The sequence below is a fragment of the Azoarcus sp. Soil_N_20 genome (genome assembly GCF_057656155.1).
The window spans coordinates 361,531-374,445 of record NZ_JBDGKX010000003.1; the positions used below are offsets into that span (position 1 = coordinate 361,531).

14 protein-coding genes and 1 pseudogene are annotated in these 12,915 nt (G+C 65.4%); 8 read left to right on the forward strand and 7 right to left on the reverse strand.

Annotation, left to right across the window (positions count from 1 at the left end; genetic code table 11):
• Positions 1–218, reverse strand: a pseudogene (locus tag AC3A35_RS08940) (hypothetical protein); the annotation flags it as partial.
• A complete protein-coding gene (gene parA, locus AC3A35_RS08945; RefSeq protein WP_487435690.1) occupies positions 215–880 on the reverse strand; it encodes a ParA family partition ATPase in 666 nt (221 codons plus the stop codon). The gene parA and the pseudogene AC3A35_RS08940, both read right to left, overlap by 4 nt.
• Positions 881–1,067: 187 nt before the next feature.
• Here parA and AC3A35_RS08950 point away from each other — a divergent pair, with 187 nt between their 5' ends.
• From AC3A35_RS08950 to AC3A35_RS08960, 3 genes are all read left to right on the forward strand, one after another.
• A complete protein-coding gene (locus AC3A35_RS08950; RefSeq protein ID WP_487435691.1) occupies positions 1,068–2,339 on the forward strand; it encodes an O-acetylhomoserine aminocarboxypropyltransferase/cysteine synthase family protein in 1,272 nt (423 codons plus the stop codon).
• A 150-nt stretch (positions 2,340–2,489) separates the two neighbouring features.
• Positions 2,490–3,038 carry a hypothetical protein gene (locus tag AC3A35_RS08955; RefSeq protein WP_487435692.1) on the forward strand — a complete coding sequence of 183 codons (549 nt, stop codon included), beginning with the start codon at positions 2,490–2,492 and terminating at the stop codon, positions 3,036–3,038.
• Between the two features lie 25 nt (positions 3,039–3,063).
• Positions 3,064–4,452, forward strand: coding sequence for an MATE family efflux transporter (locus tag AC3A35_RS08960; RefSeq protein ID WP_487435806.1), 1,389 nt, complete (start codon positions 3,064–3,066; stop codon positions 4,450–4,452).
• 112 nt (positions 4,453–4,564) lie between these two features.
• On the opposite strand, the gene AC3A35_RS08965 is transcribed toward AC3A35_RS08960, so the two are convergent.
• From AC3A35_RS08965 to AC3A35_RS08975, 3 genes are all read right to left on the reverse strand, one after another.
• The gene (locus tag AC3A35_RS08965) at positions 4,565–6,361 is read right to left on the reverse strand and encodes a M61 family metallopeptidase (RefSeq protein WP_487435693.1); all 1,797 of its coding nucleotides are present in this window, start codon (positions 6,359–6,361) and stop codon (positions 4,565–4,567) included.
• A 266-nt stretch (positions 6,362–6,627) separates the two neighbouring features.
• A complete protein-coding gene (locus tag AC3A35_RS08970; protein WP_487435694.1) occupies positions 6,628–7,101 on the reverse strand; it encodes a hypothetical protein in 474 nt (157 codons plus the stop codon).
• Positions 7,102–7,111: 10 nt separating this feature from the next.
• On the reverse strand, positions 7,112–7,291 hold the full coding sequence (locus AC3A35_RS08975; RefSeq protein WP_487435695.1) for a hypothetical protein: 180 nt from the start codon (positions 7,289–7,291) through the stop codon (positions 7,112–7,114).
• 453 nt (positions 7,292–7,744) lie between these two features.
• On the opposite strand from AC3A35_RS08975, the gene AC3A35_RS08980 reads away from it, so the two are divergent.
• From AC3A35_RS08980 to AC3A35_RS08990, 3 genes are read left to right on the forward strand one after another with little or no spacing between them, the layout of a single operon-like run.
• Positions 7,745–8,479 (forward strand): dinitrogenase iron-molybdenum cofactor biosynthesis protein, encoded by a 735-nt coding sequence (locus AC3A35_RS08980; protein WP_487435696.1) that lies wholly within the window; start codon positions 7,745–7,747, stop codon positions 8,477–8,479.
• 9 nt (positions 8,480–8,488) lie between these two features.
• Entirely contained in the window at positions 8,489–8,764 is a 276-nt protein-coding gene (locus AC3A35_RS08985) for a hypothetical protein (protein ID WP_487435697.1), read from the forward strand.
• Between the two features lie 18 nt (positions 8,765–8,782).
• Positions 8,783–9,061, forward strand: a complete 279-nt coding sequence (locus AC3A35_RS08990; RefSeq protein ID WP_487435698.1) for a hypothetical protein — start codon at positions 8,783–8,785, stop codon at positions 9,059–9,061.
• A 78-nt stretch (positions 9,062–9,139) separates the two neighbouring features.
• On the opposite strand, the gene AC3A35_RS08995 is transcribed toward AC3A35_RS08990, so the two are convergent.
• Both AC3A35_RS08995 and AC3A35_RS09000 read right to left on the reverse strand, forming a co-directional pair.
• Positions 9,140–10,447, reverse strand: a complete 1,308-nt coding sequence (locus tag AC3A35_RS08995) for a homoserine dehydrogenase (RefSeq protein WP_487435699.1) — start codon at positions 10,445–10,447, stop codon at positions 9,140–9,142.
• Between the two features lie 64 nt (positions 10,448–10,511).
• Positions 10,512–11,810 carry a pyridoxal phosphate-dependent aminotransferase gene (locus tag AC3A35_RS09000; protein WP_487435700.1) on the reverse strand — a complete coding sequence of 433 codons (1,299 nt, stop codon included), beginning with the start codon at positions 11,808–11,810 and terminating at the stop codon, positions 10,512–10,514.
• Positions 11,811–11,975: 165 nt separating this feature from the next.
• Between AC3A35_RS09000 and AC3A35_RS09005 the strand changes: the two genes are divergently transcribed.
• Both AC3A35_RS09005 and AC3A35_RS09010 read left to right on the forward strand, forming a co-directional pair.
• The gene (locus AC3A35_RS09005) at positions 11,976–12,356 is read left to right on the forward strand and encodes an Mth938-like domain-containing protein (protein ID WP_487435701.1); all 381 of its coding nucleotides are present in this window, start codon (positions 11,976–11,978) and stop codon (positions 12,354–12,356) included.
• A 92-nt stretch (positions 12,357–12,448) separates the two neighbouring features.
• Positions 12,449–12,904: a peroxiredoxin gene (locus tag AC3A35_RS09010; protein WP_487435702.1), complete on the forward strand. Its 456-nt coding sequence runs from the start codon at positions 12,449–12,451 to the stop codon at positions 12,902–12,904.
• The last annotated feature ends 11 nt before the right edge of the window (positions 12,905–12,915 follow it).

A 12,915-nucleotide genomic window follows, 5' to 3' on the forward strand; every position in this document is an offset into this window, starting at 1 on the left:
GGCTTCGCGGTGGCGGGCTTCGCGGTGGCGGGCTTCGCGGTGGCGGGCTTCGCGGTGGCGGGCTTCGCGGTGGCGGGCGTCCTGGTTCGGGCTTTCGCGGCTGGCGCGCTCGCGGGCGCCGGCGCCGCTGCCACCTCGGGCAGACGCCCGGCCACTGCGGCGTCCTCCTGCTTGAGCGTGGCGCGCAGCGCGGATTGGGTCTTCTTGCTCGTTGTCACTTCGTTTCTCCTGTCAATTCAAGAACTGCTGCAAGCAGCCGGTCAACTTCCTCGCGCGCCTGATCGGCCGCCCGACCCAGCCGATATACCGATCCGCCCTGCACTGCGCTCTGGGCATAGGCATTGCGTTGCCCCAGGCTTGCACCGATCACCGGCAACGAGAACTCGCGCAACACCTCGAGCACGTCTGCGGCCAGTGCGGTGCGCTGCACCCGGTTGGGCAGCAAGGCGGCACGCAGCGACGGCCGACGAGCCATGGTCGCGACCACCAGACGCTCGACCGCGCGCGTGGACCACAGATCGGTCGGACTGGGCACTACCGGGATCAGAATGAGATCGGCCAGTTCAAGCGCGGCAAGCGCGTGCGGATGCTCGATCGAGGGCGGACAGTCGAGCAGGATCATGTCTGCCCGTCGCGCGCACGCGTCGAACTGCGCACCGAGTTCCCGCAGGTTGCCGCGCGCACGTTCCACGGTCGCCGGAAAGGGTTCCGCGGCGTCCGCTGCAGCGGCCCAGCGTGCCGCGCTTTCCTGCGGATCGAGGTCGCAGACCGTGATCCGATACCCACTGCCGGCCAGCCCCTCGGCCAGTTGCATGGTCACCGTGGTCTTGCCCACGCCGCCCTTTTGCGACAACAGGGCGATGATCCTGCACTGTTTCATTGCTCTCCCCCTATCTGAATGTCATTGGCATTGCGACAAGCGCCACCCCCATTCCGCATTTAGTAATACTTTATTATTCTCCCCGGCGGATTCCCGCAATACAAGCCCCGCCCCCGCACAACAAGTCTTTCGATATCGATCGCGCTCTGGATATACTCGCCCGATTATTCCAGCCGGGAACATCTGCATGAAAATCGAAACCCTTGCCGTACATGGCGGCTATTCGCCCGATCCGACCACCAAGGCCGTTGCGGTACCGATCTATCAGACCACATCCTACGCCTTCGACGACACCCAGCATGGCGCCGACCTGTTCGACCTGAAAGTTGCCGGCAACATCTACACCCGGATCATGAATCCGACCACCGCGGTGCTGGAACAGCGGGTCGCGGCCATGGAAGGCGGGATCGGCGCCCTCGCGGTCGCATCCGGGATGTCCGCCATCGCCTATTCGATCCAGACCATCGCCGAGGCCGGCGACAACATCATTTCGGCGGCCACACTGTACGGCGGCACCTACAACCTGTTCGCCCATACCTTTCCGCAGCTCGGAATCGAAGTCCGCTTTGCCGACTACCGCGACCCGGAGGCCTTCGGGGCGCTGATCGACAGCCGCACGAAGGCGATCTTCTGCGAATCGGTGGGCAATCCACTGGGCAACATCACCGACTTCGAGCGTCTGGCAGAGATCGCCCACCGGGCCGGGGTGCCGCTGATCGTGGATAACACGGTGCCCTCGCCCTACCTGTGCCGCCCGTTCGAGCACGGTGCCGACATCGTGGTCCATTCGCTGACCAAGTATCTCGGCGGTCACGGCAATTCGATCGGCGGGGTCATCGTCGACTCGGGCAAATTCCCGTGGGCGGAGCACAAGGAGCGCTTCCGTCGACTCAACGAGCCCGACGTGTCCTACCACGGCGTGGTGTACACCGAAGCGCTCGGTGCCGCGGCCTACATCGCCCGCGCGCGCGTCGTGCCGCTGCGCAACATGGGTGCGGCGCTGTCGCCCTTCAACGCTTTCCTGATCCTGCAGGGCATCGAGACCATCGCCCTGCGCATGGACCGCATTTGCGCCAATGCGGTGGCGGTTGCCGGCTTCCTGAAGCAGCACCCGAAGGTGTCGTGGGTGAACTATGCCGGGCTGGAGGATCATGCCGACTATGCACTGGTGGAGAAATACATGGGTGGTCGCGCATCGGGCATCCTGTCTTTCGGCGTTCCGGGCGGGCTCGAAGGTGGTGCGCGCTTCCAGGATGCACTGAAGCTGGTGACCCGTCTGGTGAACATCGGCGATGCGAAGTCGCTCGCCTGCCATCCGGCCTCGACCACGCACCGTCAGCTTGCGCCGGCCGAGCTCGCCCGGGCTGGCGTGTCGCCCGACATGGTGCGGCTGTCGATCGGCATCGAGCATATCGACGACATCCTTGCCGATCTCGAGCAGGCGCTCGCCGCCGTGTGACCGGGAGCCCGGATCGGGGCGCTTGCGACGCGATCTTCATGCGTTGCGAACGCCCTGATTCAGTGAAGCCTCATATAGTGATCTGCACCCCGCGCAGCCGTAGTAGACTCGCGCTTCACCCTGCTTCGCCCGTCATCCGGGCGCCCCGACATGCCGCTTCTGCTCCAGGCCCGCGATACCGACCTCGCCGGCGACACTGCGCGACGTCGCGCAAGTATCTGTCTGATCCTGTCGTTGATGGCCACCCCGGTGTCAATCTGGTTATTCACCAACCTCGAACCGCTGTGGATACGGATTCTTGCGCTCGAAGGCAGTCTGTTCCTGCTCGGCGCCACCGCACTCGGTGCCGCCCTGGCGGTCGCGCCACTGGTTGCGGCAATCGGCTTCCTGCTCGCGATCTGGTTCGGCGTGGATAGCGTGTATCTGCCGCGCCGACGCCGTTCGCCGCTGGTGGACAAGTGCATCATCGGCGGCGGTCTGCTGGTGTGGTTCTCGCCGGTGCTGGCGGCCCTGGGCTCCGCTGCGCGCGGCCTGATCGAGGGGCGGGTTCATTTTGTCCGTCCGCCCCGCGACTATTTTCTCGCCACCGACCCGATCGCGTTCTGGCAGGGCATCGGTTTCTGGCTGATCATGGCCGTGCTGTTCGGGTTCCTGGCCTGGCGCTACTGGCGGAACAAGCTTGGACGCACCCACGACTGAGCTGCGCCAATCACCTGCGGGCGCCATTCGACAGGCGGTGAGTCCGACGGAACCGTTCTCCACGATCGCCCGTCGCCTGCTGCACCACGCCTGGCCGGTGCTGATCGCCCAGTTGCTGTCGATGGGCATGATGGTGGCCGACACCGTGATCGCCGGGCGTTACGGAACCGTCGATCTTGCCGCCATTGCGGTCGGCAGCGGACTCTACATCTCGGTGGTCATGCTGCTGGTCGGTGTCCTGCAGGCGGTGGCGCCCACGGTCGCCCACCATGTCGGCGCCGGGCGCACCCATGAAATCGCCCATTCGCTGCAACAGGGTTTCTGGCTGGCGCTGATGCTGGCCGTGCCGGGCACACTTCTGCTTGCCTTTCCCGAGTTCCTGCTGACCCTGGCCAAGGTCCCGCCGGAGGTCGCCGAGAAGGCCGGCGACTACCTCGCCGCCACTGCCGTCGGCCTGCCCGCGGTACTGCTCTATCGCACCTTTTACGCCTTCAACAATGCGGTCGGGAGGCCGCGGGCACTGATGGTGATCAGCTTGATCGCGACCTCGACCCATGTCCCGCTGGCGTGGGCACTGGTCAACGGACAGCTGTGGCTGGCGCCACTGGGCGCGCTCGGCTGTGGCATATCGACCGCTACGGTGAGCTGGCTGGGGCTGAGCTGCGGCGCGATCTACCTGCTGCGCAACCCGGGCTACCGCCCCTATCGCCTGTTCTCCGACTGGCAGCCGCCACGCGCGCGCGAGATCGGCACCCTGCTCCGCCTGGGCATTCCGATGGGGTTCTCGACCTTCATCGAGATCACCTCATTCACGCTGATCGCGCTCTTCGTCGCCCGCCTCGGTGCGGAAGCGGTTGCCGGCCACCGCGTGGTCGCCAACCTCGCCGCACTGATCTACATGCTGCCGCTGGCGATGTCGATTGCGTGCCTGGTACTGGTGGGCCAGGCGGCCGGCGCCCGCGACTGGGCCCGCGCGCGCGCCACGGTCAGGGTGAGCATGATCCTGACCGCAGCGACATCGACCCTGATCGGCCTCATCCTGTGGCTGGTCCGCGAGCCGGTGATCGGCCTGTCGTCGGGCGACCCGGCCGTGCGCGCGGTCGCGCTCGGGCTGGTGGTGTTCATCTGTGTCTACCAGTTGTTCGACTCGGTCCAGACCGTGGCCTCGCACGCCTTGCGTGGCTACAAGGTCACGCTGGTGCCGATGCTGCTGCATACCCTGTGTTTCTGGGGCATCGGCCTGGGCCTCGGCTATTGGCTGAGCTTCCTTGCTCCGTGGCGAATCAAGGCGCCCACCGTAGCGGGGTTCTGGGAAGCAGGGGTGCTCGCGACCGTGCTCGCTTCGGTGCTGTTCGGCGCCTTGCTGCGCTGGGTGAGTCGGCGCCGGCAGCAGAATGAGCGGCCGACGCGCTGAGCGGTCGCGAGCGGATCGAGCCTGCGCGCGGCTGATCGCGCGAGGGCGGTGATCACCCCCGCCTCGCCCCGGCGCGGGGCACGCCGACACCGCGGGTCGACGCCCGCCGCAATCAGTGCCCGAGCCAGCCCTTGCGCAGCAGGCGCGCCGCCGTTGCCGCCTTGTCATTCACGCTCAGCTTCACCACATCGTGGGCCGGCGCGGCGAGTTCGACATCGAAGGACATCAGCTCGTCACGGCGGAAGGCGTGGATCTCGACCCGCTCGCCGGGCTTGCGCCGTGCCAGCAGTGCATCGATGTTCGCCGTACCGACCCTGAGACCGTCGATTGCCAGCAGCATATCGCCGGCAGACAGTCCGGCGCGCTGCGCGGGTCCGTCGTCGTATGCCGTGGCGATTCTGGTCTCAGCGTTGCCGGTGGCGAGCTTGACCCCGAGGGTCGTTCCCTGCCCTGCCGGCTCGATGCCCAGTTCGACACCGAAGGGTTTGACCAGGCGCGCCAGCGGCACGTCGTCGGTACCGTTCACCGTCTTGCGCAGCCAGCGGGCAAGCCGCGCGCCGCACTCGCTGCCGCCGACCGCATCGACCGCCGCGAAAATGGCGTCCTCCACCACCCCGATACCGGTCTGCCCATGGCGCTGCCACAGTAACCGCATGACGTCGTCCAGGCTGCGCTTTCCGGCGGTCGCGGCCCGCAACTGGAGGTCGAGTGCGAGCGCGATCAACGCCCCTTTGGTGTAGTAGCTGACAATGACGTTGGGCGAATTCTCGTCCTGACGGTAGTACTTGGTCCATGCATCGAAGGACGATTCCGCCACACTCTGGCGATGGCGTCCCGGGCCACGAAGCACGTTCGACGCGGTCTTGCCCAGCAGGGCGAGGTAGTCGGCGGGGGTGACGACACCGGATCGCACCAGTGCAAGATCGTCGTAATAGGAGGTGAAGCCTTCGAACGCCCACAACAGGGCAGTGTAGTTCTCGGTTGCCAGATCGTAGGGCGTGAACGCGGCAGGTTTGATCCGCTTCACGTTCCAGGTGTGGAAGTACTCATGGCTGCACAGGCCGAGAAAGGCCTTGTAACCATCGCTGAGCCCGCGCATCCCCGGCCACGGCAGATCGGCCCGGCTTGCGAGCAGCGCCGTCGAGGCGCGGTGCTCGAGGCCACCGTAGCCATCCCCCACCACCTGGGTGAGGAAGGCGTAGTAGTCCATGGGCGGCGGCGCGCCGAACAGATCGATCTGCCACTGGCAGATCCGGGCCAGGTCGCCGGCGAGGCGTGCGGTGTCGCAATCGTGCTGTCCGGTCAGCACGATGTCGTGACGCACCTGTCCGGCGTCGAAGCTCTGCAGCGTGAAATTACCCATCTCGACCGGGTGGTCGATCAGTTCGTCGTAGTTCGACGCGCGGTACAGGCCGAAACCGTACGCCCGCGCGGCGCCCAGTTCGCCACTAGCGCGCGGCAGTGCGGTCGCCACTTTCCAGTTGAGGTAGCGCGTTCCTTCCGGGCGGGCGATCTCGACCAGACAGGCGCGATCCGTTCGCCCCTCCACGGCCAGGAACACGCTGGTGCCGTTGAAGAAGCCATGGGTCCGGTCGAGGTGGGCCGCGCGCACCGACAGATCCCAGGCATAGACCTCGCAATGCACCGTGAGCGCCTTGCCGGCGGCCAGCGGGGCGGCCTGCCAGCTGTGCTTGTCGAGCTTGTCCATGCGGACCGGCTCGTCCGCGGACTCGGCGCGGATACTGACGATGTGGCGGGAAAACTCGCGAATCATGTAGCTCCCCGGTATCCATGCCGGCAGGCTGAAGCGCTGACCGGCGGGGTCGGGATCGCTGACCGTGCAGCTGACCTCGAACAGGTGGGCCTCGGGGCGCAGCGGGCGGATGAAGTAGCGGATCGGAGCGGACATGTCGGGCAGGACCGGATGCGGGGGAAGCCGCGATTTTAGGCGCTTTGCGACATGTTGCCTATTTTCCGTGCAGCACGGCAAAACCCTGTCGCTTCAAGGCCCCTGGCGACTGGCCCACAAGTTGTCCACAGCTTCGCCCACGGCGGACGGGGATAAACATGGGCCCAAAACCGCCGACCGGCGACCGACAGGGACTGCCATCGGGAGGTCGAAGCAGCGTGACCGCTGCGACCGCCATCGGCGAACGCCGTCCTTGATCGGTGCTCCTAGTCGCAGCTCGCTTGACAGCCCCCCGGCCCATTGCAGTCGCCGACCCCTTCCACCTTGCACAGCGCCTTGGTGCGATGGACGAAACCGATGTCCGCGGTGTAGCTGCAGAGCAACCGGGTCAGCGTGCCCTTGCGCTCGGTTGTCATCCGCACCGGTTTCGCGCCGCGGATGGTTTCCGCCGGGGTTTCGCATGACAGATAGGCGTTGAACGCCCCGTCGGCCGATTCCCACAGGGCGATGTTCTTCGCCTTGCGATAGTGCTCGAAGCTCTCGCAGGTGTCCCCATCGCGACCGTAGAGGCGGGCGTTGTCGCCGCAATAGCCCACATAGGTGTACTTGAGCTCTTCGTCGGACGGACACACCGCAACCTGCACCGCGGTGGCGAGATCGGGGCAGGACCGCCCCTCGGCCAGCGCCGGGAGGGCAAGCAGGCCCGAGAGCAGGAGAACCACAATCAGCTTCGTTCGCATGAGTATCTCGTCAGGGTTTGCGGATGGCGCCGCGCTGCGCATCCGGCACGGGTGTTGACACGGACAGACGCTCCCCTTCCACTTCGGCCCTGTCGGCCTCGAAGCGCTTGACCGCACTTCGGTAGCCGCGCACCGCGAGTACTGCGATCAGCAGCAGGATGACAACAAAGATCGCGCTCTTGAAAATCATGCTGGCAAACGCTCATGGACGGGCAATGCACGGGAGGAACTGAAACGGTCAGCTTCGATCGCCGGGTGTTGTCGCGACCGCCGGTTACGGTGTCGATGCAGTCTGCCCCCATTCACCGGTGACGTAATTGACCGAGGTCATGGGCCCCACCGTCGCCCTGTGTTGATGAGCTGCGGATAGCCAGCGGCCACCTCCGATCATGGCCGCGCCGAAGCCACGGCACCGCGCCGTGACCGCAGCACATCCGGCGCGTCCCTTGTGCCCACGCGGCCGCAGTCCGTCGGGTCGGGCGTAGGTATTGTCGAGGCTACGACACGCCGTCACCCTGTGCGCCGTTCGCACCGGCTGAATAAAACTCACGAAAACAGCGGCTTGGCGTGGAGTTGCAGCAGCGCCGGGGCTGGCACCCATCGTGCTTTGTCAGCATGAATCCCCACTAGAGGAGTTTCGCCCATGCAACAGAGTCCAGCTCCGATCACCCGCGATGCCGCCCTGCGTGTGGCCCTGGCGGCGCGCGCCATGCCCGGCATATCCCTGCCGCAACTGATCGACGTCCTGCAGAACCGCATCGGCAACGAACAGATTGACGTCGACGACCTGCGAACCATCACCGTGACCGACCTCAAAACCGCGTTCGCCAGCGCGGACGGCGAAGAGGACGGCGAGGACATCGGCATCGGCCTCGAAGCGATGAAACTCGCGGTGCGCATCCTGTGGGGCGACATCGAGGGCGACGCCCTGGCCGAACCGCAGCCGTTTGCCGACGGCGACATGCCGGGTTCGGTCCGGGTCGCGCTGGCCTCGGACAGCGGCGAAGCCCTCAACGGCCATTTCGGTTCCTGTATCCGCTACCTGGTGTACCAGGTGTCGCCCGCGGAGATCCGCCTGGTCGGCGTCCGCGATGCGCTGGAGGCCGATTTTGCCGAAGACAAGAACGGGTTCCGGGTTCAGCTCATCTCGGACTGTCATGTGCTCTACGTGGTCTCGGTCGGCGGACCGGCGGCAGCGAAAGTGATCAAGGGCGGCATCTACCCGATCAAGCGTATCGAGGGCGGCGCCGCGGCCGAAGTGCTGGCCGAATTCCAGCACATGATGATCCAGTCGCCGCCGCCGTGGCTGGCCAAGATCCTCGGTGTCGGCGCCGGCCAGCGGCTGAAGAACTACAGCGCCGTCACCGTCGACGAATGAGAGACGCCCATGGCAGACAAGGACTATCACCGCATCATCGCGGACCTGATCGGCAATGCCATCGCCAGCTCCAAGGTGACCGGCGAGAACGGTCGCATCACCCGTCTGGTGGCCGGCACCCTTGGCCGCTTTGCCGCCGAACTCAGGCAGGGCGCCAAGGCCGACGAGGCGCACGGCCTGGTCGAGGATGCCGCCCGTCTGCTGGCCCGTCACGACGGCGCCCGGATCGTGCCGGCCCTGACCGCAGCGGTCGAGGCCATGGCAGCCGGACACCCGACGTCATGATCACGGAAGGAGGATTTCATGCACGCCACTGACGCACATACCGACCGACACGGTCAGCCGATCGCGGTCGGCGACGAGATCCGGGTCATCAACATCGACATCGGCGCCGATATCGACGATGACGAACGGGAGATGTTCGAGTTCATGATCGGATCGGTCTGTGAGATCGAACGCTTCGACGCGGACGGTCGAGCCTGGGTAACGATGTGGTGGAGCACAGGTGATGGCAACGCCACCACCAGCGTCGGACTTGCCGCGCGGGATCTGGAGCGGGTGCTCAGATCGCCCGCGTCTTGAACCGGGCGCCCGCCGCCCGGTCTTGCGAGCGGCGCGGCGGCGCCGGGCGGACGGCGCATTGCCGCCATCCGCCCGGGTTCACAGGGTCTCGAGGCGGATCCGCTTGACCTTGCCGCTGATCACCGCCAGCGCCTCGATCTTTGCGATCGCCGCGTTGGCATTCTTCTCGACCGTCTGGTGGGTGAGCATGATGATGTCGGTCTGCGATTCGCCCTCGGCCGGCTCCTTCTGGATCATCGCGTCGATCGAGATGTCGCTGTCGGCGAGGATGCGGGTGATGTCGGCGAGCACGCCCGGCTTGTCGTCGACCCGCATGCGCAGGTAGTAGGAGGTGATCACCTCCTCGATCGGCAGCACCGCGATGTCGTGCACCTGGTCGGGCTGGAAGGCCAGGTGCGGCACCCGGTGCTCGGGGTCGGCGGTGTGCAGGCGGGTGATATCGACGAGGTCGGCGATCACCGCGCTGGCGGTCGGCTCTGCGCCGGCGCCCTTGCCGTAGTAGAGCGTGGCGCCCACCGCATCGGCCTGCACCAGCACCGCGTTCATCGCGCCTTCGACGTTGGCGATCAGGCGCTTCGCCGGGATCAGGGTCGGATGCACCCGCAGTTCGACGCCGTCGTCGCGCTTCTTGGCAATGCCGAGCAGCTTGATCCGATAGCCGAGTTGTTCCGCGTAGTCGATGTCGGCCGACTCGAGTTTGGTGATGCCCTCGATGTAGGCCTTGTCGAACTGCATCGGGATGCCGAACGCGATCGCGCTCATGATCGTCGCCTTGTGCGCGGCGTCCACCCCTTCGATATCGAAGGTCGGATCCGCTTCGGCATAGCCCAGCGCCTGCGCTTCCTTGAGCACGTCGGCAAAAGGCAGGCCCTTGTCGCGCATTTCGGACAGGATGAAGTTGGTCGTGCCGTTGATGATGCCTGCGAGCCACTGAATGCGGTTGGCCGACAGCCCTTCGCGCAGCGCCTTGATGATCGGGATGCCGCCGGCCACCGCGGCCTCGAACGCGACCATCACGCCCTGCTTCTGCGCCGCGGCGAAGATCTCGTTGCCATGGACCGCGAGCAGTGCCTTGTTGGCGGTGACCACATGCTTGCCGTTCTCGATTGCCTTGAGCACCAGTTCGCGGGCCACACCGTAGCCGCCGATCAGCTCGACCACGATGTCGATTTCGGGATCGGTCACCACCGAGAACGCATCATCGGTCAGCCGGACTCCCTCGCCGGCAACGCTGCGCGCCAGCTCGAGGTTCTTGTCCGCCACCGTGGTAATGCGGATCGGCCGTCCGGCGCGCCGGGTGATTTCTTCTTCGTTGCGTTTGAGGACGGTGAAGGTGCCGCCGCCGACGGTACCGATGCCCAGCAGGCCCACGTTGATCGGTTTCATTCAGTACTTCCGTGTTGGTCGTTGAGTTGGGGAATCGCCCGGCGCAAGCGCCGGGTGGTCGGCCTCAGGCGCCGTGGCGCTTGCGGTAGTGTTCCAGGAAACGGGCGATGCGCCCGATCGCATCGCGCAAGTCGTCTTCGTGCGGCAGAAAGACGAGGCGGAAGTGGTCCGGATGCGGCCAGTTGAAGCCGGTACCCTGCACCAGCAACACGCGCTCCTCCTCGAGCAGCTCGGCGATGAAGGCTTGATCGTCCACGATCGGGTAGATCTTCGGATCGAGGCGCGGGAACATGTACAGCGTCGCCTTGGGCTTGACGCAGCTGACCCCGGGAATGGCATTGAGCAGCTCCCAGGCGAGATCGCGTTGACGCCGCATGCGCCCGCCTTCGGAGACCAGATCGTCGATGCTCTGATAGCCACCGAGCGCGGTCTGGATCGCGTACTGTCCCGGCACGTTGGCGCACAGCCGCATAGAGGCCAGCATGTTGAGGCCCTCGATGTAGTCTTGGGCGTGCCGCTTGTCGCCACACACCACCATCCAGCCGGCGCGATAACCGCAGGAACGGTAGTTCTTGGACAGGCCGTTGAAGACGATGGTGAGCACGTCTTCCGACAGCGCGGCGAGCGAGGTGTGGGTGATGCCGTCGTACAGCACCTTGTCGTACACCTCGTCGGCATACAGGATCAGGTCGAACTCGCGGGCGAGTGCAACGATATCCTTGAGCACGGCGTCGGGATACACCGCACCGGTGGGGTTATTCGGATTGATGACGACGATCGCACGCGTGTTGGGCGTGATCTTTGCACGCATGTCGGCAATATCGGGCAGCCAGCCTGCCGCCTCGTCACACAGGTAATGCACCGGACGACCGCCGGACAGGCTCACCGCGGCGGTCCACAACGGATAGTCCGGCGCCGGAACCAGCACTTCGTCACCGGCGTTGAGCAGCGCGTTCATCGCCAGCACGATGAGCTCCGAAACACCGTTTCCTAAGTAGATATCTTCGATGTCCACACCCTTGATATTTTTCTGCTGGGTGTAGTGCATCACCGCCTTGCGTGCGGAAAAGATGCCTTTGGAATCGGTATAGCCCGCCGAGTTCGGCAGGTTGCGGATCATGTCCATCTGGATTTCTTCGGGCGCATCGAAGCCGAACGCGGCGAGGTTGCCGATGTTCAGCTTGATGATCTTGTGCCCTTCGTCCTCCATCTGCTTGGCGCGAACCAGCACCGGGCCGCGGATGTCGTAACAGACGTCGGCAAGCTTGGCCGACTTGCGGATCGGACGCGCGGCGGCGGCCTCGGCCTTGACCACAGGTTCCGTGGGAGCCATTGCCAGATTCAGTGTCGTCGCCGCTTTCATGTTGTCGATCCTTTGTTGTCTTGCCCTCAATCCACCGCGGGGCGTCGGCCCACCATCGGCGGCGGAACGCGTCCCGCTCGCGTAAATGGCGAAAAGATTGCTATCTTAGCGCCGCCGCCGCAGCGCGGCAATTTGCCCCGATCCCGACCGAGCGACCAACCTGCGATGAAGCTCCATCTAGACCAGCCCGCCAGCATCAATACCGTGACCGGCTACGGCGTCGATCACGTCCTTATCAACAAGGTCCGCCATGACGGCAACCTGCTGCTCACCGCCGACCGGATCGTTTCCGGCTGGGCGCCGGGCGGCTTCGCGGCCCTTACCGCGGAACATCTCGACGAGGCGTGTGCCCTCGGCGTGGAGATCCTGCTGATCGGCACCGGCAAGCGTCAGCGCTTCCCGCCTCCTGCCCTGTTGCGCCCCCTGATCGACGGCCGCGTCGGCTTCGAGGTGATGGACCTGGCTGCGGCCTGCCGCACCTACAACGTGCTCGTCGGCGAGGGACGCTCGGTGGGCGCTGCCCTGCTGTTCGATCCGGTGGAATGAGCCCCCGCGAGGCGCGATGTCATCGCGCTGTAATTGTCAGCGACGGCACTCGTCCGGTACGCTGAGCACAGATGCGCATAACAGGAGACACCATGCCCGATTCGCCTCTTCCCGAATTCAGCCTGCCGGCCACCGGCGGTCGCACCGTGACCCTTTCGGCACTGCGCGGCAAGAAGGTCGTGCTGTATTTCTATCCCAAGGACAACACCCCTGGCTGCACCAACGAGACCCGTGACTTCGGCGCCCATCATGGCGCCTTCGTTGCCGCCGGTTGCGAGATTTTCGGGATTTCGCGCGATAGCCTGAAATCACACGAGGGCTTCAAGGCCAAGCTCGAACTGCCCTTCGATCTGCTGTCCGACGTCGATGAAGCCGCCTGCAACGCCTTCGGCGTGATCAAGATGAAGAACATGTACGGCAAGCAGGTGCGCGGCATCGAGCGCAGCACCTTCGTGATCGCCGCCGACGGCTCGGTGGCGCGCGAGTGGCGCGGGGTGAAGGTACCCGACCATGCCGAGGAAGTGCTCGCCTTCGTCCAGTCACTCTGATCGATCCACCC